Genomic DNA, 24,361 nt, shown 5'->3' on the forward strand with positions numbered 1-24,361 from the left:
GATCCAGAGGTTCAGTGATGTTGGTTTTACAGTGGCAATCAGTGGGTGTTGTAACCTTCGATAGCGACAACCGGCTTCTGCCCGTTGATCTGTGCCTTTGAGACTGCCGCGGTGATTTCGCGCGTCTCGCGGGGATAGACCGTGACGTAATTGTCGTCATAGGTGATGGGCAGAATTTCACCGGAACTATCGTCTTGCCGAAGCTCCGCCCGGACAAAGAAAGCGATGTGGTCGGTCGGGTTGTTCAGCGAAATCTTGAAGCGGCGGAAGTCGTCTTGGGAGGCGATTTCTTCAAGTGTGGTTTTGAGTTCCACCTTCGGCATCGTGTTGAGCGGGGTGAAGTCAGCCCATTGCTTTTGTTTGAGTATCATGGCGTCCATCATGGAGTCTGGACTCATGTTTTCAGGAATGTCGTCCTTTGCCGATTGCCAATATGTGTTCTCCGCAAGCACTTCGTTCTTGGCATCGCGGAGTTGCAGGCGGACGAAATAAACCTTGCCCATGTCGCCATAACGCGGAAGCGTCATGGCGACTGTCGAGGTGGTAGGACTGGTGGTTTTGACGGTCACATTCTTCTCGTGCTTGAGCTTGCCGTTTATGTCGTAGAGCCGGGCGTTGACTGTTAGGTTTTTCAAGCCCCCCAGAGTCTGGTTGACGAGATAAATTTTGGCTTTGGAATGGTTGCCGGTCGCATAGCCGTCAAACACAACGCTTAAAGGCTGCAGGGCTTTCTTGGCTCCGAAATAGCCGCCGCCCTGTTTCATATAGTAATCGAAGAGATGACCGAAGAAGGATGGCCAATGGCTGTTAAGCATCCAGAAAATCGTCATCTTGTGGGCGTCCCCACCCAGCGCGCCATAGGCTTCGTTCTGCGCGCGGACATTTTCATAGGTCGTGAGCTGAGCCTTGCGCGCAAGATCTTCAACGCTGTCTGCAGGCCCATATCGATTGGCAATGGCCGCCTTGGCGCTTTCAAGCGTGCTGTTGCCGGGTGCGGAACCGGCGCGCATATACCAGAAATCATTGATGGGCCAGAGCTTGTCCGCTGGCAGGAATTTTTTCAAGCTCTCCAGCGGCAGAATAGTCTCGTCATTGCCCGATTCAGCGATGGAGCCCATCGCGCCGATGATGTCGCCCTTGAACCAGAAGGCGGGCGCGCGCCATGAATAGGGCGCCGCCATATGGATACCGCTCCAGTCGCTGTTGCGGGCGGACACCGTATCGACCACCGCATTTTGCCAATGCATCTTTTTCAGAATGGCGTGGTATTCCTGAAGGACGGGAGCCGGGGGCAGTCCATCGCTGCCATTCGCCCAGATGAAGGCCGAGGCATGCGAGCGAAAATCCGCGATCATGTCCTGAACTGTGGCATAAGCGACGGCGTAGTCTTCCTTGTCCCAATGGCTCCACAGTTCCCACGATCCGCAACACATGAGGCCGCGCATGACCGGGATGCCTTCCTTGTCGGCCAGCTCCAGCATGTCATCATCGGCGAACTTGCCCTCCCAGCGCAGCATGTTGACGCCAAGGTCTTTCGCATAACGAATGATGTCGCGATCGCGCTGCGGATTGTTGTCGAACAACAGGTCGGGCGTATAGGCCGCGCCACGGATCAGATAATCACGGCCATTGACCTTGATATAGAAGCTGCCGGGGTTCTTGAACTTCGGAAACAGCTTGGAGTTGTCGATGTGCTGCGTGATCTTGCGTATCCCGAAATCCGTCGTTGCTGTATCGGAAACCTTGTCGCCGATGCTAAAGGTGAGTTTCAGATTGTAGAGGTTTGGCTTGCCCCAGATATAGGGCCACCAGACATCAGGCTTATTCACCGTCAGCGTCTTGACCTGTTCCGGGGTAAAGCTTTCTTCGCGAGTTTCGTTGGCTTTGAGCGTAACGGGCTTTTCAAGGTGAATGCTGGGCTTATCCTCCCGGGTGATCTCGCCGCGCAGCACCCCCGTAACGGGCTCTGAAGAGCGGTTGATCAGATTGGCATAGACATCGAGCTTCGCCGTCTTCAGATCTGGCACCGACAGGTCGGCTTTGACATAAGGATTGCGCAAGGCAACATCGCCGCCATAGGTGAGATAGACCTTGCGCCAGATACCTGCGCCCTTATCGGGGATAAAGGAGGTTTTTGTCGCGTAGTCGCCCAGATATTTCAAGTTGATCCAGTCCATCCATGTGTCGGTCAGATCGACACCTTCGCCTTTCCCCGGATTAAGGCTGTCACCCAATGTCAGGCTTGGGGTGCGCTGCTCCGGGGTGATTTTAACCGCCAGCAAATTATTTGCGCCGGGATGGACCAGCTTCGTGACGTCAAACTCGTACTTGCGGCTCATGCCGACAACGGTGTCGGGTCCTGCGATCTTTTGGCCGTTCAGCCAGATTTCACCACGATAGTTTAGCCCGTTGAAGATGAGCGTGTAACGGTCGTGCCCTTCTGGAACATCGAGCTTGGTCTGATACCACCATTGGTGTTTCCACAGGGTGTTGTCTACCTTGGTAAGATTGTCCCCATAGTAGATGTCTTTATAGACCCCTGCCTTGCTGAGCGCGTTCAAAACGGTGGAGGGCATCGTCTGGATAGCATAGCCTGCGTCGCCAAGCGGCGCATTCGGCACGTCGATCTGTGCTGCTTTCGCGTCGTCGTCCCGGATGAGACGCCATCCATGCTGCAGCTCGATTTTGCCGCTGGTAGCTTCGGCGCACGCTTCGAAAGTCAAAGACGAAGCAAGGATTGCTACGGCAACCAGAAAATACCCCACGCGAGCCATTTGCCCTCCAATGTATAAAGGTCGGAACGCTAACGCTTGTGCCCGCAGATTGAATTCGTTGTTTGATTTTAGGCTGGCCGACAGCGTTATGCTGGATGAAAACGCAACACTATTCTTTCGAAGAAAGCCGGTAGTTTGATCCCGGCATTCGCTGTTCAACAACATTGTTGTGGGCGAGTGTCGGGACCGCTCTCAAAGGGAGGGCGCTTAAACAATGCTATTGGTTTTGCAGCATTTTCCGAAATATTCGAGGCTACGCTTCGGCCATCTCTTCTCTGTTGTGGGGTCAACCTTTATCAGGCCGAAGTTCTTTGCAAATCCTTCGTTCCATTCCCAATTGTCCGTGGAAGACCAGTAGACCAGCCCCTTCAGGTTGACGCCCTTCTGCATCGCCTTATAGGCTTCCTCAACATAGCCCTTGATAAAATGAATTCGCGTTGTGTCCTCGACGACGCCATTGACGACTGTATTGGGTTCGTCAACCGGGAAGCCAAATTCAGTAACGTAAATGTCGGGTGCGCCATAACCATTGTGGACCCGCAGCAGGGTTTCAGAAAACCCATCCGGTTCGTAGGGCAGATATTTGGTGAGCTCGAGATTATCTGGAGGCGTGTCCTGCACGAAGCCGAGTGGCGTGTGCGGCTCGGCCTTGACGTAAAAGCGTGAGTAATAATTCACGCCGAGAAAATCAGGTTTCGCGGCGATGATTTCCATGTCGCCGGGCTGGACGACTGGAGCGACCAGTGCGTGCACCTCTGCTGGATATTCCTGCCCGAACAGCGGATCGAGATAGGCCGTGTTCCAGTAAGCATCCATGGTTCGGACGATTTTTTCATCTTCCGGGTAGTTGGATTTGGATCGGACAGTCTGGAGATTGAGCGTGGTGCCGACCTTCGCGTCTTTCGGCAGATTCGCCCGGGCGGCCGCGATGATAAGGCCCTGCGCGACATTTTGATGATGGATCGCATCCCCCATTGCCCTCAAGGATATGTAACCTGGCGCGAAGCGTCCCGAACCATAGCCGAAGGTGGAAACGGTGCCAGGCTCGTTCATGGCAATCCAAAGCTTGATACGGTCGCCAAACCTGCGCGTTATAATTTCGGTATAGTCGGTTGCATATTGGATGATTTCACGATTGCGGAAATCACCGGCCCAAATGGGGTTTTCGAAATGCAGGATGGTGGCCATGGGATCAAGACCGAGCCGAAGCATCTCGTCGATCATACGGTCATATAAGTCCAACGCAGCGGCGCTTGGCGCACCCGGTCCTTCGGGCTGGATGCGTGACCAGTAGAAAGAAAAGCGAAAAGTGTTCAAACCGGCTTGAGACAACAGGGCAAACTCTTCGCCGTAACGCGTCTCGAATTGCGTGTTTTTCACGTTGGTTGAGCCGTCGCGAATTCGACCTGAAATATCGGCAAAAACGTCCCAGTTGCTGCGCCCGCGCCCGGCGCGGCTCTCTGCCTGCGCGGCGGCGGAAGCGACGCCCCACTTGAAACCGGCTGGAAAAGTCTTGTCTTCAGCGAAGGCAATTTCTGGCGCAAGGGCAGTTGCCGCCGAAGCTGCCGCCACCTTAAGAAACGAACGTCGTGAGAAGCTAAGCCGGCTTGTCAGTTCGTGGTCCATTCGCGAGATCCTGTGTTTGAAAGGATTGAGTGACCAGTTCTCAAGAGGCAAATATCTGCCGTCTCGGAAAGAACGAACTTTCCCGTTGTTGCGATAACTGGCCTTAGAAGAACTTGATCTTATGCATAACTATGGGGGCGGACCTGTTTCATAATGAAACAGAGTGTTTTATTCTCCTCGGAATGAGCTATATGTAAAAATCAAAGTCGAGCAATACGCTTTTATCCCATATTCAGTGCAATATTATCTCAAGCTAATAAATATCGATAGATATTAGATTTTATTTGGAAATATAAAAATGTCGGTCTATATTTAAAAAGAAATATAAAAAGATGGTCTGCTTGTGAGCGGGTCACTACTTAAATTGTGGCAGTTGTTGTGCATAAAAACCTTAAAGCCTGCTGGGTTGGCGAGGTTCAGGAAGAATACGGGTCGATCTCCAGATAGTCTCAGGAAATAATTTTTGCCCACAATATTCTGCGTGGCTAGACGAAAGGCTGGTAAATAGTGTCGGAATTTTTTCTCTCAACCGACATGGTGGATGAAAAATATCGCACTGCCTTCTGGCAGGAAGTATCGAAGCTTATATACGAAGTCTCTCCGGTGGACGAGGATGGTCATGCTGAACTGATCGGCACCATTCGCTCACGGATTTTTGACAGCATGGTGCTGGGCGACACAACATTCAACGAGCAGATTTGCCGGCGAACGCCGGAGATCATTGCGCGCTCGAATTTGGATATCTGCCTGCTGCAGCTTGTCCTGTCGGGGGAATATACCGGTGACTTCGATGGCACCTATGTTCAGGTGCAGCCGGGTGATATGTTTTTCGTGGACCTGACGAAAGTTCTGGACAGCCACAAGGAAGCCGGTGCGCGAGTGACCCTGGCGATCCCGCGGTTCGAGATCAATAAGTGGTTTCCTGCGAATGACCTGCATGGGTTGGTTCTGCCGCGGAATGTGAACATCAATCAGGTGTTGTTCGATTTCATCTTGAGTCTGGATGGCGCGCTGGATTTCATTCAGGAGAGTGAAATACCGGCGATCAAGGAGGCGCTTGTGCTGTTGCTGGTGGCGGCGGTGAATGGCGTTGCGCTCTCGCCGGCACAATCGAGCGCCATTGACCAGACGATGCGGCAAAGGGTGATCGACTATATCGATCTGAATATTCGCGACCGGCGTTTGAGCCCCAAGACGATCATGGCGCATTTCAAACTCTCCCACTCGCATCTGTACCGGCAGTTCGAGCAGGATGACGGCATCACCAAATTGATTCGGCAAAAGCGTCTGGATTTGGCCTATCGCTATCTGATCCATAGCAAAGGTAAGGCGGAAACGCTGAAAGAGGTCGCCTATAAATGCGGCTTTTCAGATCGCGCGCAGTTTACCCGGTTGTTCAAGGAACGGTACGATGTTTCACCGCAGGATTTACGCGAATTGAAGCGATTGCCGGGGCACGATCCGATGTCGGCTTCCAATCTGCACCAGCATATTGAGGATCACCTGACGCGCATACAGCCCGCCAAACCGTGAAGGATCAGACCACAGCCTTTTGGTGGGCACGATCTTGTTCCGCGATCAGCACGGTAATGATGCCAGCCACGAGAACGGCGTGGTCGCTGACCTGCGGCAATCCCATCAGTTCGCCGAACGTCCCACGCGCCAGCGGTCCGGCAATCAGCAATGTCTCGTCGGCGAAGCCCGACGTGGAGATTGCATGACTTTGCCAGTCGCAGAGAAGGCCAAGCCCCGTCGGGCAAAGCGCCAGATGGCCTGCTTCGGCAAGCGCCGCCAGCAAGGGTTGCGATCCGAGAATGCCGCCATGGCCGGGACCGGTGGTGACAACCACCTTGTCCACGTCGAGGATATCGAGTTGGCCTGTCCGGCGATCCTTGAGGCTGATGCGCAAAGTGTCGCCGGAGGATTCCGCGCTACGGACGGAGGCAGCGCGCACCGAAAGGGTGCCCTCGGCGATGGCGCGGTCCAGCGCATTTTCCACCTGAGGCGCGATGCGGAAACGATGCACGTCCCAGAATGGACGCACATGCCGCGCCATGCGTCTGCGCTCCGAAACAGGCAAAGCCCGCCAGATGTTCTGCCCCTGAAGGCGGACCGCATCAAGAACCGGATGCCAGCTCAACCCCTCTGCGACTGCGGCTTTGACGGTTTCACGGACCCGTTGCAGCAATTGTGAAGCGCTGAGCGAGGGCGGGTTGAGAAAATCGCCATAAGGCTCGTGGGTGACATGGGGATGCCCGCGCGAGCGGAGACCACGGCGCGAAATCGAAACAATCTGCCCCCTGTGGCCATGCGCTTTCAGCGTGGCGATGACGTCGGCGGCGGTCAGTCCGTTGCCGACCACCAGCACGCGGTCGTCCGGCTGGACATTATCCAACGCGCCGGGGCTGGTTGCGTCGGCAATCAGACCGGCATGGTCCCTGATCGGCGCGAGTACGCCGGGCAGCGAAGGGGCGGGATGGCTGACCGCCAGGACGGCGATATCGGCAATGACCGGCTCACCATCTTCGGTGTCGATGGTCCAGAGGCCACTGTTTTTCGTTGCCTTCACGGCGCGGGTGCGGCGGTGTTCCACACGTCCGGCTTCAATCAGCGGCGCCAGTCTCGATGAGGCATAAAGCCCGAAAACCGTGCGGGCGGGGAAGGGCGCACCGTCTATGCTGAACGCATCCGGGTCGCCTTCCAATATTCCGGTTTCCGCAAGCCAGTTGCTGAAATCTTGTGGTTCGTCGGGCAGGATGGACATCCGGTCGGCAGGCACGTTGATGCGGTGCACGGGTTCGAGCGTATCATAGGCCAGACCGCGCCCAAGCTTTTCGCGCGGTTCAATCACCACGATCCGCCAGTTGGCGTCATGCCCTTGTTGGGACAGCTGGCGCATCAGATGCAGCGCAACAGCCGCGCCTGTAAAACCGCCGCCGATAATGGCGACGGTGCTGCTGTGGGCGTTCATCGGCATTTCAAATCTCACGAGCCGGAAGCGACCTTTACATTACCCCCATGTCCGCCGCCGCCAAAGACCTGTTTTTTGCCGAAGGACGAGCGGATCTGGTTGCGCGGTCCTTCCAGCCCCAATTCGGGGAACAGCAGCTCGGAAACGCGATAGGCTTCTTCCAGGTGCGGATAGCCGGAGGCGATCACCGTATCGATGCCCAGTTCCTGATATTCGCGCAGGCGGGCGGCAACGGTCTTGGGCGAACCGACCAGCGCGGTCCCGGCGCCGGAGCGCACAAGGCCGATGCCCGCCCAGAGATTGGGCGAGACTTCCAGCTTGTCGCGGCGACCATTGTGCAAGGCGACCATACGAGCCTGACCGACAGAATCGGAATTCTTCAGGAAAACCTGCTGGGCGGCGGCGATGGTTTCGTCGTCGAGATGCGCAATGAGGCGGTCGGCGGCTTCCCACGCTTCCTCGTCGGTTTCGCGCACGATGAAGTGCAGGCGGATGCCGAACGAAATCTGGTCGTCGCGGCCCTTGGCTCTTGCGGCCTTGCGAACGGCGGCGATCTTTTCGCCGACTTGTGCCGGGGGTTCGCCCCAGGTCAGGTATTTATCGACGAGACCGACAGAAAAATCGATGCCTGCCTGCGACGAACCGCCGAAATAGATCGGCGGGCGGGCCTGCACGGGCGGCAGGCCAAGGGCAGCGTCATGGGCTTTGATGTATTTGCCGTCGAGATTGCCATGGCCCGTTTCGATCAGATCGTTGAACACCTGGAAGAATTCGTCGGCATGGTCGTAGCGTTCGTCATGCGGCAGGAAAATGCCATCGCCAGCCAGTTCCTGCTGACTGCCGCCAACGACGATATTGAGAAGCAGCCTGCCCTGAGACACGCGGTCGAGCGTCGAGGCAAGGCGGGCATAATAGGCGGGCGAAGCCACGCCGGGCCGGATTGCGACAAGGAATTTCAGCTTTTCCGTGTAAGCGGCAAGATTGGCGGCCAGAACGAAGGATTCCTCGCAAGCGACCCCTGTCGGGATCAGAACGCCGGAATAGCCGAGGCGGTCTGCCGCCTGCGCGATTTCCCGGAAATAGGCGGGATCGGAAGGGCGGCTCAGCGCTTCGGTTCCCAGATAGGTGCCGTCACCCGAAGACGGGATGAACCAGAGAAAATCGAGCGGCTTTCCATTGGCGGACATGAGAGACCTTTCTTCCTGTGTTCCGTATGCCCGCGCATTGCCCGATTGATGCCATCGGGCGCTTGCAGCAGCGGAGCGTGTTCGGGGAATATTGTACCTGAGCAGATCGCCCGCTTAAGGAATGCGATGCTAAAAACTGCGCCCTGCGTGAAGTTTATCGGTGCGCTTGACCGCTTTATTGCGAAACTTGATTGCTGTTGTCTCCGGTGGGCTGGGATAAACAGCAAAGCGTCAACTCTGTGGGTGTTGCGCCAGCAATCGGAGAAACGTGTTCCAGTTTCTGCTTCTGAGCGCTATTTCTATACAGTCAAAAGAAGGAGCCAGAATGCGCCGCGACAAGAAGAAGGCGACGATATACGACCTTTCCGTTCTGTCGGGCAGCTCGCCTTCCACGGTCAGCGCAGTGCTGAATGGCACGTGGCGCAAGCGCAGGATCAGTCAGGCGACTGCGGAATCCATTCTGGGTCTGGCAGAACAGCACCAATATACTGCCAACCGTCAGGCGCAGGGGCTGCGCCATTCCCGCTCCGGCCTTGTCGGGTTGCTTTTGCCTTTGCATGACAACCGCTTTTTCTCGTCCATGGCGCAGACATTCGAAGCGCATGTGCGCGCACGTGGTCTTTGCCCGGTCGTGGTCAGTGCGGGGCGCGATCCGGCTGAGGAACGCGAAACGGCGGAAACGCTGATTTCCTATTCCATCGATGAGTTGTTCATCTGCGGTGCGACAGACCCGGACAGCCTGCATGAACTCTGCGAACAGGCAGCACTCCCGCATGTGAATATCGATCTGCCGGGAGCGAAGGCTCCATCGGTGACTACCGATAATTTCGCCGGTGGCCGCATGTTGACGGAAGCAATCATCGCGCATTTTGCCGATCGTGAACCGTTGCAGCCGATGGAGCTTTGTCTGTTTGGTGGTCGCAATGACGAATCCACGCGCCAGCGTATTCGCGGCTTTCATGACGCCAAGCAGGCGGTTCTCGGGTCTGATCCGGAAGATTGCGTCTTCCGCACCGGCTATTCGCCGTCAAATACTGTGCGGGCGCTGGATGAATATCGCGAGCGTCACGGTCGGTTGCCGCGCGGTCTGTTCGTCAATTCGTCGATCAATCTTGAGGGCCTGCTGCGCTATATGGTCGAGCACCCGCACGAGCAGCTCGATGATCTTGTGGTCGGCTGTTACGACTATGACCCCTTTGCCTCTTTCCTGTCGTTTCCGGTGATTTCAATCCAGCAGGATGTGGAAGGCATGATCGCCAAAGCCTTCGAACTGATGGAAAAGCACGTCACGGCGCCGGAACTACACCTCGTTATGCCCAGATTAATCGCGCCGCGTTCAGCGATCCCGCTGCCGGTGGATAGTCTTAAAGATATCAAATAATTGAGCGATCTCGGCTCTGCACTAACCGGAGCGATGTCCGGGGACTTTGTTCCCGATTTGTCGAAGTCTTACAGACGCCAGCAACCCATCCCTCGCTGAATCGTGTTGACAGATTTCAGGGGCTGGCGCATTATCACTTTGCACAATCGATTGTGCAAATTGTTGTGCAGAGTTACAGCATCTCCAACCGGGAAGAGGCCCGGGACGAGATGCCGCCGCCTGATGGGAGATGGCGGCGCTGGCAGGTGGAGGCAATACGAAGCGCGTTTCTGAAAATGGCTGGTTGGCGTGTGTTCCGATCTGTTTGAATCGGATCGGCGCTCTAGTTGGTCATGCGAGGATACTTCGTCCGAAAGGCGTTTCACGCTTTCGGCATGTAACCTTGGAGGTGAGCCCTTGGCTTCAGCGCATGTAAAGCCGTCTCTTGCGGGCAAATTCCCGGTCGAATGCCAGAAGAACAGACAATCAGGAGGAGAGTGTCATGAAGGTATCGAAGATGACAGGCGCGCTGGCTGGCGTGCTGATGATGGCCGCTACGACGGCGCATGCGGAAGTCAAGGACGCGGTGGTCGGATTTTTGATGCCGGATCAGGCATCCACGCGCTATGAAGAGCGCGATTTCCCAGGTTTTGCAGCAGAAATGAAGAAGCTCTGCGAAAGCTGCAAGGTGCTCTATCTCAACGCCGATGGCGATGCGACCAAGCAGCAGCAGCAGTTCAATTCGGTCATTTCGCAGGGCGCCAAGGTGATCGTTCTCGATGCCGTGGATACTGCAGCCGCAGCCTCGCTGGTGAAGCTCGCCCAGTCGCAGGACATCAAAGTCATCGCCTATGACCGCCCGATCCCGGATGCGACGTCGGATTTCTATGTCTCGTTCGACAATGAAGCCATCGGCAAGTCGATTGCCGAATCGCTCGTCAAGCAGCTGAAGGCCAAGAACGTTCCGGCCGACAAGGGCGGCGTTCTCCAGATCAACGGTTCGCCGACCGATGCGGCTGCTGGTCTCATCAAGAACGGTATTCATGCCGGTCTGAAGGACAGCGGCTACAAGACGCTGGCCGAATATGACACGCCGGAATGGGCGCCAAGCAAGGCGCAGCAATGGGCGAGCGGTCAGATTACCCGCTTCAACGACCAGATCGTCGGCATCGTGGCTGCCAATGACGGCACCGCAGGCGGTGCGATTGCTGCCATGAAGGCTGCCGGTATCGATCCGCTGCCGCCGATTACCGGCAATGACGCGACCATTGCGGCGCTTCAGCTCATCATTTCCGGCGATCAGTACAACACCATCAACAAGCCATCGGAAATCGTTGCTTCGGAAGCTGCGCGCGTTGCCGCCCAGCTGCTGAACGGCGAAACGCCGAAGGCTGAAACCACGCTTTACAACACGCCATCGAAGCTCTTCGTCCCGGCGGTTGTGACGGCCGAAAACCTCAAGGCTGAAATCATCGACAAGAACATCGTGCCCGCAGCAACGCTGTGCGTCGATCGCTATGCCGATGGCTGCAAGAAGCTTGGCATCACGCAGTAAATCAACGATGCGCCCGGCCGGTTTTTCCGGTCGGGCGTCCTGTTTACGCACATCCAATCCGAAAGCCATTTCACATTTTTCGGGATGTGCTGTGTTTCGTGCGCAAAGGCATATCGTGAGATGTGCCGGGGAAAGTGAAAAATGTCCCAGGAAAACAAAGCGGCGACGTCATCGTCGCAGCCCGTGCTGCGTCTCAGCGGCATTTCCAAGAATTTCGGCGCGGTGTCCGCGCTGACCGATATCGATCTGGAAGTCTATCCGGGTGAAGTCGTGGCGCTGGTTGGCGACAATGGCGCCGGAAAATCGACGCTCATCAAGACACTCGCCGGTGTGCATCAGCCGAGTTCGGGTACGATGGAATTCAATGGCGAGAAGGTTGTGCTGTCCTCGCCGGGCGATGCGCTCGACCTTGGCATAGCGACGGTCTTTCAGGATCTGGCGCTGTGCGAAAATCTCGATGTCGTCGCCAATATTTTCCTTGGTCGGGAGCTTAGCCCCTATCGCCTCGATGAAGTGTCGATGGAAATCAAGGCATGGAAGCTTTTGAACGAGCTTTCCGCCCGTATCCCCAGCGTCCGCGAGCCGGTCGCCTCGCTGTCCGGCGGCCAGCGGCAGACTGTTGCGATTTCGCGCTCGCTGCTGCTCGATCCAAAGCTCATCATGCTCGATGAACCGACCGCAGCGCTTGGTGTCGCGCAAACGGCGGAAGTGCTCGATCTGATCGAGCGCGTGCGTGATCGCGGTCTGGGCGTGCTGATGATCAGCCATAATATGGAAGATGTGCGCGCTGTCGCAGACCGCATCGTTGTGCTGCGTCTTGGTCGCAATAACGGTGTTTTCTATCCGGATTCATCGAATGAGGAACTGGTCGCCGCCATCACTGGCGCAACCAGCAATTCCGTTTCCCGCCGTGCCGAACGACGTCAGGCACAGCACGATGACGCTCATGACCGGGGAGAAGCACGATGAACCAGACAACCGGAAATACCCCGCTCGACCGGCAGGATGCCCGCGTGCGCCATGATGAAGGCGTTTCGGGCGCGCTGCGTGGTTTCTTCGACCGCGTTCGCTCGGGCGATCTTGGCTCGCTGCCGGTTATTGTCGGCCTCGTCATCATCTGGACCGTGTTCCAGACGCTGAACCCGGTTTTCCTGTCGAGCAACAACCTCGTGAACCTGTTGTTCGATTGCTCGACCATCGGCGTCATTTCGCTTGGCATCGTCTGCATTTTGATGCTTGGCGAAATCGATCTTTCAGTCGGCTCCGTCAGCGGTCTAGCCTCCGCCATCGTCGGCGTGCTGTGGGTCAACAATGGCTGGCCGGTGGCGTTGGCGATTGTCGCAGCCCTTTGCGCGGGAGCGCTGATCGGCCTGCTCTACGCCTTCCTTTATAACCGCTTCAGCATGCCAAGCTTCGTTTCGACGCTGGCGGGCCTGCTCGCGGCACTTGGTCTCCAGCTTTATCTCCTCGGCAATACCGGCTCGATCAACCTGCCCTATGGCTCGTGGCTTGTCAGCTTCGGCCAGCTTCTGGTGATGCCGCGTCCGCTTTCTTATGCGCTGGCGCTGATTGCCGGTCTTGCGATCTTCTTCACGGGTTTCCGCTCGGCGCAGCGTCGTCGCGAGGCTGGGCTTTCGGCACCTTCCGTCGCTGGTATCGCGCTGAAGGCCATTGTCATCACGCTGATCGTCGGCGGTGCCGTGTTCTATCTCAACCAGTCGCGTGGCGTGCCGTGGATGTTCGGCTTGTTTGTGGCGCTGGTGGTTGCCATGAACTATGCGCTGACCCGCACCCGCTGGGGCCGCGCCATGCAGGCTGTCGGCGGCAATCGTGAAGCTGCGCGCCGTGCCGGTATCAACGTCACCTTCATCTATATTTCCGCCTTCGTCACCTGTTCGGTATTGGCTGCGGCGGGCGGTATTCTGGCCGCTTCGCGTCTGGCATCGTCCAGCCAGCAAGCCGGTACGGGCGACGTCAACCTCAACGCCATTGCGGCAGCGGTCATCGGTGGCACAAGTCTGTTCGGCGGTCGCGGCAGCGCCTGGTCCGCCTTGCTTGGCATTATCGTCATCCAGTCGATTGCCAGCGGTCTGACCTTGCTCGATCTGTCGTCGTCGCTTCGCTACATGATCACCGGTGCCGTGCTGGCAATTGCCGTGATTGTCGATTCTCTTGCACGCCGCTCGCGCCAGTCGCACGGTCGCGCTTAACATAAAAGGATTCTCCAAATGGCTCAGGATCTCAAAGGACAAGTTGCAGCGGTCACTGGTGCTGCCTCCGGCATCGGCTTCGAATGTGCAAAGCACATGGTCGAAGCAGGTATGACGGTGTTTCTCGTTGATCGCGACGAGAACGCGCTGGCCGAAAAATGCGCCGAACTTGGCGACAAGGCAAAGCCGCTGGTCATCGACCTGCTCAGCCCGGAATCGGTTGCCACCATGGTGCCGCAGATTCTCGAACAGGCCGGTCAGCTCGACGTGTTTCATGCCAATGCGGGCGCTTATATCGGCGGTCCGCTCTGGGAAGGTAATCCGGATGCCTGGGATCGCATGTTGAACCTCAACATCAATGCAGCGTTCCGCACGGTTCATGCCGTGCTGCCGCATATGATGGGACGCAAGACAGGCGACATCATCATGACCAGCTCGGTGGCGGGCGTTGTGCCGGTGATCTGGGAGCCGATCTATACGGCGTCCAAACATGCCGTGCAGGCTTTCGTGCATACGGTTCGCCGTCAGGTTGCGCCGCATGGCATTCGCGTCGGCGGTGTTCTGCCCGGCCCGGTCGTGACTGCGCTCATCAGCGACTGGCCAAAGGCCAAGCTAGAGGAAGCGCTGGCCAATGGCAGCTTGATGGAGCCGAAGGAAGTGGCGGAATCGGTGATGTTCATGCTGACACGTCCGCGCAACATCACCATTCGGGATCTGGTGATCGTGCCGCAGAGCCTCGATCTGTAATCCCTTCAAGAACGGGTCGGAGACCATGATTCACTATTATTTGGGCGTCGATGTCGGCACCGGAAGCGCACGCGCCGGTGTGTTCGACACCAGAGGTTCAATGCTTGCTTCCGCCAAGCGCGACATTACCATTTGGCGCGAGGCTGGCAGCATTGTTGAACAGTCGAGCGCCAATATCTGGCAGGCCGTCTGCGAAAGCGTGCGCGAGGCGGTGAAGATCGCCGGGATCGATCCAGCCAGCGTTGCCGGTATCGGATATGACGCCACCTGTTCGCTGGTGGTGCTGGGCGAGGGGGGCAAGCCGCTCGCCGTTGGCCCGTCGAATGATCCGGCGCGTGACATCATCGTCTGGATGGATCATCGCGCGGTCGAACAGGCTGAGCGTATCAATGCCACCAAGGCCAAGGTGCTGGATTATGTCGGTGGCACCATTTCGCCGGAAATGGAAACGCCGAAGCTCCTCTGGCTGAAAGAAAACAAGCCGGAAAGTTTTGCGTCTGCGTGGCAGTTTTTCGACCTTACCGATTTTCTCACCTGGAAATCTTGCGGTAGCCTTGCGCGCTCGGCCTGCACGGTCACCTGCAAATGGACCTATCTCAGCCATGAAAATCGCTGGGACGATGCCTATTTCCGCGAAGTTGGCCTCGGCGAACTAGCCGATGAGGGTTTTGTGCGCATCGGCACGGAGGTTCGTGCGGGTGGCGAGAAGCTCGGTGTTCTGAGCGAGGAAGCCGCAGCGGAACTTGGCCTCAAGCCGGGCATCGCGATTGCCGCCGGTCTGATCGACGCGCACGCAGGCGGTATTGGCACGGTGGGCGCGCGTGGCGAGGCGGGCAAGGTTTTGTCGCGCATGGCCTATGTGTTCGGCACATCCGCCTGCACAATGACCACCACGGAACAGCCGGTTTTCGTGGATGGCGTCTGGGGCCCGTATTATTCGGCCATGGTGCCGGGGCTGTGGTTGAATGAGGGCGGTCAGTCGGCGGCAGGTGCCGCCATCGATCATCTCATCCACATGCACCCCTTTGCCGCCGAGGCGGAAAAGCAGGCGGCGGCTGAGGGCAAGGGCCTCGCGGACCGTCTTGCATTGGAAGTGGACGCACGCGGCGGCGCTGCAAAGACAGCTGAGATCATCGGCGACATTCACGTCGTGCCGGAGTTTCTCGGCAATCGCGCACCTTTCGCAGACCCCGACGCCCGGGCGATCATTGCCGGGCTTGATCTCGATGCAGGTATCGACAGCCTGACAGCGCTTTATCTGGCCGGTCTTTGCGGGCTTGGCTATGGCGCGCGCCAGATCGTCGAAGCGCAGAAAGCAAAGGGTATAACGACGGATACCATCGTCGTCAGCGGCGGTGCGGCCCGTTCGCATCTCGTGCGTCAGGTGCTGGCCGATACGACGGGTCTCGTTATTGCGGCCTCCACATCGCCGGAACCGGTTCTGCTCGGCTCGGCTATGCTCGGCGCGGTTGCGGGCGGAGCTTATCCGGACCTCGCAATGGCGATGGCTGCCATGTCGGAGCTTGGCGAGGTCAATCAGCCTGATCCCGACCGGGCAAAATGGCATGATCGCCGTTTTGAGGCATTCACGCTGTTGCAGGACACGGCGCGCAAGCTGCGCGATTTCTGATCGCGATCAGCAGCGATGAAAATAAAAACAGCCCCGACTCGTCACCGAACCGGGGCTGTTTTTATCGATAGAGCATTTCCAGCAAAAGTGCGAAGCGGTTTTGCGTGGGATAATGCGTAAAAACAAATAGATAGAGCGGTTCCGACGATTCCGTCAAAACAGGGACCGCTCTAGCGATGGTCTTACATCACCGGCGCATCGGGTTCCGGTTCATATTCGCGGGCGCCGTCGTCCTTGGCGAACAGCACACACGGACCGTGCGAGCCGCGCGGGTCGTAGGCAAAGCCCTTTTCGGCCAGCGCATGGGTAATGTCACGAATGCCGGCCAGACCATAAAGATGGTCGTGCAGCTCGAGGAAAATACGTTCCACACCCGGCAGCTCGGCCTGCTTGAGCAGATCGCGCTCCGCGCCTTCGATATCCATCACCAGCACATTGATGCCGTGGTCGGCGATGAACTGGTCGATATTGGTCGAGGTGATCGAAATGGTGCTTTCATAAGGCCCCTGATTTTCGTCCATGGACGACATCCAGAGATCCTTGCGCACATAAAAACGGAAGGTGCCGGTTTCACCGGCGCTCAAAATGCCCTGTGACAGAACCACATTGTCATGGCCGTTGGCGTCAAGCACACGCCGCGCCAGCGAGGCGGTTGCCGGATTGGCTTCGAAGGCCCAGACGGCCACGTCGCTGATTCGAGCGATCAGCGAGGTAATAATGCCGATGCCGGACCCCAGTTCCAGAACCCGGTCGCTGGCCTTTACGGCCTTTTTGATCGTACGCGCTTCCTTGGCTTCATAGCTGCCGCTGCTCAGCGCCTGCCAGATGACGGGCGAAACCTCTCCCGGCTCGATGGGTACGACGACCCCATGCACATTCAACACTTCCACACCCAATTGATTGCTACCACGGGTGTATTCGTATCAGTTAGCTCCGACCGGAAACAGTCCTTCCCCGCCCTTTTTTGGTATGCAGATAAGCGAGCTCTGTTGCAGGCATCGGCCTGCCGATCAGATAGCCCTGCACCTGATCGCAGCCCAGCCCCTTAAGGCATTCATATTGCTCTTCCGTCTCGATGCCTTCGGCGATGGTGGTCATGCGCAGGCTGCGGCCAACGCCGGTGACCAGCTCGACAATGGCAAGCGCATCGCTGCGCGTCGTGACATCACTGACAAAGGAACGGTCGATCTTGATCTTGTCGAACGGAAAGCCGCTCAGGCTGCCGAGCGACGAATAGCCCGTGCCGAAATCATCCATGGCGATCTGGATGCCGAGCGCTTTCAGGCCGCGCAGTGTTTCCAGCGTCTGCTCGTTCTTGTCGAGCAGCACGGATTCGGTGATTTCAAGCTCCAGCCTGCGAGGGTCAAGTCCGGATTCTTCCAGCGCCGCCATCACTGACTGGACGAGGTCTTTGTCGCGGAACTGCACCGGTGAAAGATTGACTGCAATTCGCAGCGGCTTGTTCCAGCGCACGGCTTCCTGACAGGCCGTCTTCAGCACCCATTCGCCAAGCGGCATGATCGTGCCGATCTTCTCGGCCACCGGAATGAATTCCATCGGCGAGACTGGTCCACGCACCGGATGGGTCCAGCGCAGCAGCGCTTCGTAACCGCAGATTTCCCGCGTTTCAGTCGTTGCCTGCGGCTGGTAATAGACTTCCATTTCGTTGTTCTGAAGCGCGGTTTGCAAATCCGCTTCGAAGGATTTCTTCTCGCGCAGCCGCGTCAGCATGTCCGATTTGAAGACGCTGACATGGCCATGGCCAACAGCCTTGGCTTCATAAAGCGCCAGATCGGCATGTTTGAACATTTCTTCCGTGTCGGGCTCGCCTTCCGAAATGGCAACGCCGACGCAGGTTCCGATCTTGATTTCCAATTCGCCCACCCGGTAGGGGCGGCTGATCTCATCCATCAAACGCGCGGCGAATTCGAGCGACTCTTCCTCGGTCATGCCGGTTGACAGCACGGCAAATTCGTCGCCGCCAAGGCGGCAGACAATATCACCCTTCCGACTCAGCCGCGTCAGCCGCCGCGAAACGCCCTGCAGCAATATATCGCCGACATCGTGTCCGAGCGTATCGTTCACATCCTTGAAGCCGTCGAGGTCGAGCAGAAGAATGACGGCAGACGGCCCGCCGGACAGCGCCGCCGTTAGCCGCGTTTCCAGATCCTGCCGGAACAGGACCCGGTTCGGGAGGCCGGTCAGCGCATCGTGATGCGCGTCATGTTCGAGACGAAAGTTTTGCGATTGCAGTTCTGCCGTGGCCTCGCGCAGATCCGCGGTAAGGCGCTGCATGCGACCATGGGCGCGATCCAGAAGATTGTTATGGCGAATAAGCAGGATAACCAGAACGACGCCGCAGAGAATAAGGCCTGCGGCAAGCGCCGTATAGATGAAATGGAGCTGCTTGACGTCACTCTGGGCGGCGTCAATCAGATCGACATCGTGTTCGACTGATGTGGATGCGAGTGAGGTCAGCGGTGCATCCAGCTCGCTCATCGCGACGAGCATGGCTTTCATGTCGTCCGTGCTCATCGTGTCGAGCTTCATATCCATCTCGTGGATGATGTTGCTCAACTTCATATAGAGCTGGCGGCGTCCCGGATCGTCCTGAATGAAGGCGCGCAGATTGCCCTGCTGGAACATTTCAAGGCGTCCGACCATGAAGTCCAGCCGCAGCCGCACTTCATCGCGATCAACATCAGGCAGGCCAAGCGCCAGCGCGCTCAGCCGATGTTCAAGCCGCAAATATTCAGAAACAGTCTGCCCGATGGACCAGGAGTCATTATACCGGGAAAATTTTTGCAAAGCCGTCTGACGCTCTGCGATGACATAGGCGATATAGCCCGTTGCCACCACAAAGCAGCAGATAATGACACCCAGTATGCGTCTCAAGCGCGCCTCTATTCAACGATCAGCTTGGCAACCTGCCAGGCGGAGCGCGTGTAATATGTTTGATTCTGGAGTTGAGGGTCGCTGTCATACGGGTAGATAATAAACAACGGTCCTTTGTCCCGCACCGCCATGTACTTTCCGTCCCGCTTTAAAGCAAGAATTACGTTGAACTTCTTGAAATCCTCAAGCGGAATGGTGGTTACATAGTCGTTCAGCGCCACCGCCGTGACGGTTTTGCCTTCGGCGCCGACCAGTTTCATCAGCTGGTCGATGGACACGCCTTCGAAGCGGACCTTGCCGTCATACCATGGATTGGCGGTTTCCACGGTTTTGAGGCCAAGGGCTTCCAGACCCGCGCGGTCGAACTGCGCGGTGTCCCCGTTGTTCTTATTCTGGATATTGCCCGATATTGTGAGAATGGGCTTGTCCTGCGGTTTGGGCAGCGAAGCGGCAAATGCGCCGGAAATCGCTGTCACACAAACGGCCAGACAGACAAAAAGACGACCGAGGTTCATTGCATTTCTCCCTGATATAGCCGGTCAATAAAGCAAATTACCTAAATCGGCGTGAATACAAGGAACATATGCGGATTTAATCGGATTCACGCCTGTGATCTTTCGTCTGCGCTTATAACAAATGAAAACAATAGCATAGTAGACGCTTGCCCATGGAATTCGTCAAGTGCCGAGCACCATGTCGCGTATAATATTTTCATTATTTCCAGTTTTTCAGCTTTCTTATACCACCTGTGCGGCGGAAAAACGGCATTGTTAAGTAATGAATAATGCGAACTGCGGATCGTTGGGTAGATCGCAGAATAAAACAACTTATGATTGTCGAGGCCGCACACGGTGTGCAGTCTTGGCTGGCCAACAATATGGAAGCTTATAGTATCGATACGCTTGGCCCGTTGCGAGGTGTCGAACCCGCTTAGAAGACGGCAATAATCCGGACCCTTGGCTGGTTCAGCTGTGCTTCGACAGGAGATATCCGACGGTTTCAGGCAGGTGTTCTTACGTTACGATATACGACATCTGCCGTATTGTTTCCGGTCGGACGCAAAGGATAACTATCCTGATGACATAATATTGGGTTGGTATGCTGGGATGCCAGCCAATTGGAGGATAAAATGAAGCTCATTCTCATTGCAGCGGCAGCATCGGCTGCTTTCGTAACCGGTGCCGCAGCATCGGTGCCGGTGACGATCAAGGAACCTGTCGAGACGTCGGCCTCAAAGCCCCATACAAACTCGACTATCATCGCAGTCGGAGGCAAGCGCACCAATGGGCGCGTCTTGTTGGGCGGGCGCAACACTTTCGGTGGATAAGCAGACCCACCTTTGCGCGGTTTGCCAGTTGACGCGGGGGCGTCCGGCGGGTGAGGGAACGTGCTGTCTCTTTCACTCGCCGGTTTTATTGCGGCGCCTTGGTTGCGCGCTATTATGCCGAGGCAAGCGCCTCAGCGATTGTATCTTTTATCGCCAGACGCTGCTTGCGCAAAAGCGTCTCTTCTTCCTGACTTAAGGGCGTGATCTTTGTTTCCGCCAGATGAATGCGATCATTGATTGCGTCATATTCTTCCAGAATACGCGCAAAGCGGGCATCTTTCGCCTTGAGGGCGTGAATAGCTTCGATCTGGCCGGGGAATTCTTCTCCAAGCGTGTGCGGTGTGTTCGACATGACGTTTCCTTCCTTTGCTTTGGCTGAGCTTCGCAGAGCCCGCCGGACCCAGCATTGATCGCGATCAAATCCAAGCACCTGCTTAACAATACGGGATGTTGGATGGTTCCCCATGGTGTGATCGGTCACGTGTGCGCTGTGCACCGGTGATGGATCATTTTGTAAAGACGGTTGGCTTCCATCCGCGGGCAAAGCCCATGGACATTGCGAGGCTCGCATATTCGATTTCCTTCACCAGAAAATCGCGATCTTTCAGCAAGGCTTCGATAGCAGCTCGCACATCGCCATCGTGGTAAGCGAGAACCAGATCAATCTCGTCCTCATAACCTTCTTTTTGCACAAGCGCATTCATTTGCCGTGCTCCTCATAAGCAGACATCACATTTCCAGCCATTTCGGATTCCATCGGCTTTTCGCCGTCGATGTTCCTATTTTGTTCGCTGCTTATTTAAGAGTCAAGCATGTTGCGTTTCATGCGGTGTGGATTTTCCGCTAGTCTGGTTAAACGACTGAATCTATCGGGAATCCGCTTAGGAAGAATGCAAAAAGACCAGCCTGTGGAAGTACCGTCTTGATATTTATCAGTTTGATTTCTTTGAAGAAAATAATGGCTGGGGAACCTGGATTCGAACCAAGACTAACGGAGTCAGAGTCCCTGTCAATGTATTGAAAAGATTACAAATAATATCAAAACGGAACAAAAAAACACCGTAATGAATCAATGACTTACACGATAAATGCAAAGTAGGAAATTGCGATTGCGGCCCGCATATATTTTGTGTTTTCATTATAATCATACGCGAATATTCGGGTAAGCCGGGGTGCCCGATTGGCTTTCTTCGCGCTTGCGATCGAGCTAAATAGCTGCACTGGGGGGATGAAATGATCAATCGGCACGAGAGACGCCTGCAGAAGTTGGCCAAGAAGGGGAACATTTCCGGTTACCTAGTCGATCAGAAAAACAAAACGGTCATGATCCTCACGAAGGACATACTAACTAATCAAATCTACCGTGAAGGACCCAATATCGCGGGGTCCTTCGACGAGCTTGGTCGGGGCGATATCAATGATTGCAGCGAGGTCTTTTCGCGAACCCTAACGATGTTGGTTCGTCATCTACCGAACGTTGATGATAAGGGCTCAGAAGCGACCTGTGCTAGGTTACTCAACAGTGCAGCTCAGACATACGTTGCAGCCCTTGAAGTAGCCCGACGAGGTTATCCGCGCGAGCACGGAGCACTTTCGAGGGGGATCATTGAAACAATCTCTACAGTATTAGCCATTGTAATGGATGGGGGAAGAACACTCGATAAGTTTCATAAAGGAACGCTAGAAACAACTAAAACTATTGGATTAGCAAAGAAGGCTCTGCCTTTCATTGGGAAATTGAACGGAAGTCTCAGCAACGATTTTGTACATATAGGATCTCTTCATGATAGCGTAGATGGCCCGAAGCGTTATCAAAAAGGTGATGAACGCTTTGATTTCGTAATTACCTTAAGCCGTTTGACCGTCTTATTACTCGACATAGTCACCGAACTTATATTTTCACATGAGATGGAAAGCTTGCGTTACTGGCGTAGGAAAGGTGAAGGATGGGTTTTTGAGCCGGGCGAGGAGACCGAGAAATGGATGCAATCGTTTGTACCGGAGGAAAAGGCTTCGAAGTCTGATGGTGTCACCGTTCAGGATATTATTGGAGCCTCTCCTGCGACCAAAACATCATAGAGCGTCCGGATATTGTCGGAGTTTGTGACCCCTACGATGTCAACGCAATCGGGAAACTTCAGAACCGCGTTATAACGCGGTTTACTAAGCCTGTTCATGGTCAAACGTTTGTAGAACGCTAACCGAACAAAAGCGGATTTGCACCCAATACGCACCCAAATCAAAAACCAGCGTATCTGACACTGAGGCCGCACAATTTATTTGATACCACCTCTTTTAGAGGAACCTGACAACGATCAGTCCTGAATCAACGAGTTTGAAGAAATATGCAAAAAGAATTCGGGTTTGAAAACGGATTCCGCACACTTTAGATTGCAGTGAGTGAATCGATCTTGGGTGTGGGGAAATGTCTGAACTTACGGAAGCTACTGCTGAGATACTGCAGGCCAATAGCGGCGCGCCATTTCTTTTTGTAGGGTCCGGCTTTTCCCGCCGATATCTGGGTTTGGAAGATTGGAGCGGACTGTTGCGTCGCTTTTGCGGGGATGTAAGGGAATTCGACTATTATTCCGCATCTGCCAATGGAAATTTACCTGAAGCGGCGCACTTACTGGCCTCGGACTTTCATCACGTATGGTGGGAGAATGAGAAGTATGCCTCCTCCCGCGAGCAATACAAAGCCAGCGTAAAGAGTGTGGATGATGCATTGAAGAACGAAATTGCGTCCTACCTTCGTGCCGTACCGCTTGAAGGGCTAATGGATGAACAAGTCCAGAAGGAAATTACTGCATTACGTGATCTTAACGTTGACGGTATAATAACCACGAATTGGGATTTACTTATAGAAGAGCTGTTTCCTGAATACAGGACCTTTGTGGGGCAAGAAGAGCTTCTTTTCTCTAATCCTCAGGCCATTGCTGAAATATATAAAATTCATGGGTGCTCGACAAAGCCCTCGTCTCTTGTTTTGACCACTTCCGACTATGCGGAGTTTGAAAAGAAGAATCCGTATTTAGCAGCGAAGCTGATAACCCTTTTCATCGAGCATCCGATTTTTTTTATAGGCTATTCTGTTAATGATCCTCACATTCGAAAGATAATATTCTCAATTGCTTCATGTCTCAGTAGCGAAAAGCTGGATCAGTTTAGCCAGAACCTGATTTTCCTTCGCAGAGCCAACGGTAAAAAAAGCTCTGTGCAAAAACTGGCGTTTAGCGGCGAAGGGAAAAGTTTCACAGCCACCGTATTGGAAACCGATGATTTTTGCGAGGTATATGCCGCTATTGATGCCAATAAGAGAAAGATACCGGCTAGAGTTCTTCGCTATTGTAAAGAACAAATGTACGAGCTGGTGAAGTCGGCTGAACCGGGTCAGAAATTAGCAGTCATTGATATCGATGAGCTTGATGATTTTACGAATATAGAATTTGTGGTTGGCATTGGTGTGGCCGCAGAGCATCAGAATAATCAGGACAAGATAGCAATTGAAGGCGAACAACTTCTAGCCGAACATGGCTATGTCGGTATTAGGGCTGCAGATCTTTTCTTCGACATCCTTCAAGATCAATCCCGATTCGATCCAGATAGCTTGCTGACATTCGCTTTTCCTACTTTTGCCAAATCAAACTCTACGTTCGTACCCGTCTATCGCTATTTGCGAGAGGTCGGGATTACAAACGCTCAAGAATTGGCTGCGAGCAAGTATCAAGCGGCTGCTATCATAGTTCAGAAACAAGAGTCTCGCGGGTATAAAGTGGCTAGCTATAAAAATACGTACGATGCGAACTGGGCAGATAAGACGACTGTAGACATTATTTCTAATCTCGAACCTCAGAAAGTAGCGCTCTATGTCGCATTTCAACACCGAGATACAGTTGATCGGGCCGCGCTCAAGGAGTTTCTTGTAGCCCACGTGAACAGTGTTTTTCGAGATACCTATCAAACGTTTTTCCGCAAGCTAGTTTGTTACTACGATTGGCTGGAATACGGATTTTAGTGCGCGCCCCTCGTTCGGGACGAGGGGGTCGGAGTTTCGAATCCTCTCACTCCGACCATTGTAA

19 protein-coding genes are annotated in these 24,361 nt (G+C 55.2%); 10 read left to right on the forward strand and 9 right to left on the reverse strand.

Features of this window, described 5'->3' with window-relative positions:
* Positions 1-38: 38 nt before the first annotated feature.
* Both ABWW11_RS14995 and ABWW11_RS15000 read right to left on the reverse strand, forming a co-directional pair.
* The gene (locus ABWW11_RS14995) at positions 39-2,774 is read right to left on the reverse strand and encodes a glycoside hydrolase family 2 protein (protein ID WP_181376054.1); all 2,736 of its coding nucleotides are present in this window, start codon (positions 2,772-2,774) and stop codon (positions 39-41) included.
* A 207-nt stretch (positions 2,775-2,981) separates the two neighbouring features.
* Entirely contained in the window at positions 2,982-4,400 is a 1,419-nt protein-coding gene (locus ABWW11_RS15000) for a glycoside hydrolase family 1 protein (protein ID WP_109367842.1), read from the reverse strand.
* Positions 4,401-4,907: 507 nt separating this feature from the next.
* On the opposite strand from ABWW11_RS15000, the gene ABWW11_RS15005 reads away from it, so the two are divergent.
* The gene (locus ABWW11_RS15005) at positions 4,908-5,933 is read left to right on the forward strand and encodes a helix-turn-helix domain-containing protein (protein ID WP_124915913.1); all 1,026 of its coding nucleotides are present in this window, start codon (positions 4,908-4,910) and stop codon (positions 5,931-5,933) included.
* A 4-nt stretch (positions 5,934-5,937) separates the two neighbouring features.
* Here the strand turns inward: ABWW11_RS15005 and ABWW11_RS15010 are convergent, their stop codons facing one another.
* Together ABWW11_RS15010 and ssuD are read right to left on the reverse strand one after the other, a co-directional pair.
* Positions 5,938-7,377 (reverse strand): FAD/NAD(P)-binding protein, encoded by a 1,440-nt coding sequence (locus ABWW11_RS15010; protein WP_283736248.1) that lies wholly within the window; start codon positions 7,375-7,377, stop codon positions 5,938-5,940.
* Between the two features lie 8 nt (positions 7,378-7,385).
* On the reverse strand, positions 7,386-8,558 hold the full coding sequence (gene ssuD, locus ABWW11_RS15015; RefSeq protein ID WP_109367840.1) for an FMNH2-dependent alkanesulfonate monooxygenase: 1,173 nt from the start codon (positions 8,556-8,558) through the stop codon (positions 7,386-7,388).
* Between the two features lie 325 nt (positions 8,559-8,883).
* Here ssuD and ABWW11_RS15020 point away from each other — a divergent pair, with 325 nt between their 5' ends.
* The 6 genes from ABWW11_RS15020 to ABWW11_RS15045 all read left to right on the forward strand — a co-directional run bounded on the left by ABWW11_RS15020 (position 8,884) and on the right by ABWW11_RS15045 (position 16,060).
* Positions 8,884-9,939: a LacI family DNA-binding transcriptional regulator gene (locus ABWW11_RS15020; RefSeq protein WP_109367839.1), complete on the forward strand. Its 1,056-nt coding sequence runs from the start codon at positions 8,884-8,886 to the stop codon at positions 9,937-9,939.
* A 481-nt stretch (positions 9,940-10,420) separates the two neighbouring features.
* The gene (locus ABWW11_RS15025; protein ID WP_109367838.1) at positions 10,421-11,473 is read left to right on the forward strand and encodes an ABC transporter substrate-binding protein; all 1,053 of its coding nucleotides are present in this window, start codon (positions 10,421-10,423) and stop codon (positions 11,471-11,473) included.
* 141 nt (positions 11,474-11,614) lie between these two features.
* Positions 11,615-12,442, forward strand: coding sequence for an ATP-binding cassette domain-containing protein (locus tag ABWW11_RS15030; protein ID WP_109367837.1), 828 nt, complete (start codon positions 11,615-11,617; stop codon positions 12,440-12,442).
* Positions 12,439-13,683 (forward strand): sugar ABC transporter permease, encoded by a 1,245-nt coding sequence (locus ABWW11_RS15035; RefSeq protein ID WP_121538900.1) that lies wholly within the window; start codon positions 12,439-12,441, stop codon positions 13,681-13,683. Before ABWW11_RS15030 ends, ABWW11_RS15035 begins: the two co-directional genes overlap by 4 nt.
* Positions 13,684-13,701: 18 nt before the next feature.
* Positions 13,702-14,430, forward strand: a complete 729-nt coding sequence (locus tag ABWW11_RS15040; protein ID WP_319080941.1) for an SDR family oxidoreductase — start codon at positions 13,702-13,704, stop codon at positions 14,428-14,430.
* Between the two features lie 25 nt (positions 14,431-14,455).
* Positions 14,456-16,060 carry an FGGY-family carbohydrate kinase gene (locus ABWW11_RS15045; protein ID WP_109367834.1) on the forward strand — a complete coding sequence of 535 codons (1,605 nt, stop codon included), beginning with the start codon at positions 14,456-14,458 and terminating at the stop codon, positions 16,058-16,060.
* A 182-nt stretch (positions 16,061-16,242) separates the two neighbouring features.
* Here the strand turns inward: ABWW11_RS15045 and ABWW11_RS15050 are convergent, their stop codons facing one another.
* The 3 genes from ABWW11_RS15050 to ABWW11_RS15060 are packed head-to-tail and all read right to left on the reverse strand — an operon-like array spanning position 16,243 to position 19,470.
* The gene (locus ABWW11_RS15050) at positions 16,243-16,950 is read right to left on the reverse strand and encodes an FkbM family methyltransferase (protein ID WP_109368040.1); all 708 of its coding nucleotides are present in this window, start codon (positions 16,948-16,950) and stop codon (positions 16,243-16,245) included.
* Positions 16,951-16,987: 37 nt separating this feature from the next.
* Entirely contained in the window at positions 16,988-18,955 is a 1,968-nt protein-coding gene (locus tag ABWW11_RS15055; RefSeq protein WP_121538901.1) for a putative bifunctional diguanylate cyclase/phosphodiesterase, read from the reverse strand.
* A gap of 8 nt (positions 18,956-18,963) precedes the next feature.
* Positions 18,964-19,470: a putative pterin-binding protein gene (locus tag ABWW11_RS15060; protein ID WP_109367833.1), complete on the reverse strand. Its 507-nt coding sequence runs from the start codon at positions 19,468-19,470 to the stop codon at positions 18,964-18,966.
* Between the two features lie 614 nt (positions 19,471-20,084).
* Here ABWW11_RS15060 and ABWW11_RS15065 point away from each other — a divergent pair.
* Positions 20,085-20,282 (forward strand): hypothetical protein, encoded by a 198-nt coding sequence (locus tag ABWW11_RS15065; RefSeq protein WP_109367832.1) that lies wholly within the window; start codon positions 20,085-20,087, stop codon positions 20,280-20,282.
* Between the two features lie 112 nt (positions 20,283-20,394).
* Here ABWW11_RS15065 and ABWW11_RS15070 read toward each other — a convergent pair whose 3' ends face one another.
* Both ABWW11_RS15070 and ABWW11_RS15075 read right to left on the reverse strand, forming a co-directional pair.
* Positions 20,395-20,634 (reverse strand): HP1242/YdcH family protein, encoded by a 240-nt coding sequence (locus ABWW11_RS15070; RefSeq protein ID WP_109367831.1) that lies wholly within the window; start codon positions 20,632-20,634, stop codon positions 20,395-20,397.
* Positions 20,635-20,788: 154 nt separating this feature from the next.
* Positions 20,789-20,986: a CUE domain-containing protein gene (locus ABWW11_RS15075; protein ID WP_109367830.1), complete on the reverse strand. Its 198-nt coding sequence runs from the start codon at positions 20,984-20,986 to the stop codon at positions 20,789-20,791.
* Positions 20,987-21,515: 529 nt separating this feature from the next.
* On the opposite strand from ABWW11_RS15075, the gene ABWW11_RS15080 reads away from it, so the two are divergent.
* A complete protein-coding gene (locus ABWW11_RS15080) occupies positions 21,516-22,361 on the forward strand; it encodes a hypothetical protein (RefSeq protein WP_319081242.1) in 846 nt (281 codons plus the stop codon).
* 346 nt (positions 22,362-22,707) lie between these two features.
* Positions 22,708-24,297, forward strand: a complete 1,590-nt coding sequence (locus tag ABWW11_RS15085; RefSeq protein WP_319081243.1) for an SIR2 family protein — start codon at positions 22,708-22,710, stop codon at positions 24,295-24,297.
* Positions 24,298-24,361: the final 64 nt, after the last annotated feature.

The sequence above is a fragment of the Brucella sp. NBRC 113783 genome (assembly GCF_040372265.1).
Taxonomy (GTDB): Bacteria; Pseudomonadota; Alphaproteobacteria; order Rhizobiales; family Rhizobiaceae; genus Brucella; species Brucella teleogrylli.

Coding starts and splice junctions, on each gene's coding strand:
- ABWW11_RS14995 (WP_181376054.1), bottom strand. CDS start 2,774: ATGGCTCGCGTGGGGTATTTTCTGGTTGCCGTAGCAATCCTTGCTTCG.
- ABWW11_RS15000 (WP_109367842.1), bottom strand. CDS start 4,400: ATGGACCACGAACTGACAAGCCGGCTTAGCTTCTCACGACGTTCGTTT.
- ABWW11_RS15010 (WP_283736248.1), bottom strand. CDS start 7,377: ATGCCGATGAACGCCCACAGCAGCACCGTCGCCATTATCGGCGGCGGT.
- ssuD (WP_109367840.1), bottom strand. CDS start 8,558: ATGTCCGCCAATGGAAAGCCGCTCGATTTTCTCTGGTTCATCCCGTCT.
- ABWW11_RS15020 (WP_109367839.1), top strand. CDS start 8,884: ATGCGCCGCGACAAGAAGAAGGCGACGATATACGACCTTTCCGTTCTG.
- ABWW11_RS15025 (WP_109367838.1), top strand. CDS start 10,421: ATGAAGGTATCGAAGATGACAGGCGCGCTGGCTGGCGTGCTGATGATG.
- ABWW11_RS15030 (WP_109367837.1), top strand. CDS start 11,615: ATGTCCCAGGAAAACAAAGCGGCGACGTCATCGTCGCAGCCCGTGCTG.
- ABWW11_RS15035 (WP_121538900.1), top strand. CDS start 12,439: ATGAACCAGACAACCGGAAATACCCCGCTCGACCGGCAGGATGCCCGC.
- ABWW11_RS15040 (WP_319080941.1), top strand. CDS start 13,702: ATGGCTCAGGATCTCAAAGGACAAGTTGCAGCGGTCACTGGTGCTGCC.
- ABWW11_RS15045 (WP_109367834.1), top strand. CDS start 14,456: ATGATTCACTATTATTTGGGCGTCGATGTCGGCACCGGAAGCGCACGC.
- ABWW11_RS15060 (WP_109367833.1), bottom strand. CDS start 19,470: ATGAACCTCGGTCGTCTTTTTGTCTGTCTGGCCGTTTGTGTGACAGCG.
- ABWW11_RS15065 (WP_109367832.1), top strand. CDS start 20,085: ATGAAGCTCATTCTCATTGCAGCGGCAGCATCGGCTGCTTTCGTAACC.
- ABWW11_RS15070 (WP_109367831.1), bottom strand. CDS start 20,634: ATGTCGAACACACCGCACACGCTTGGAGAAGAATTCCCCGGCCAGATC.
- ABWW11_RS15075 (WP_109367830.1), bottom strand. CDS start 20,986: ATGAATGCGCTTGTGCAAAAAGAAGGTTATGAGGACGAGATTGATCTG.
- ABWW11_RS15080 (WP_319081242.1), top strand. CDS start 21,516: ATGATCAATCGGCACGAGAGACGCCTGCAGAAGTTGGCCAAGAAGGGG.
- ABWW11_RS15085 (WP_319081243.1), top strand. CDS start 22,708: ATGTCTGAACTTACGGAAGCTACTGCTGAGATACTGCAGGCCAATAGC.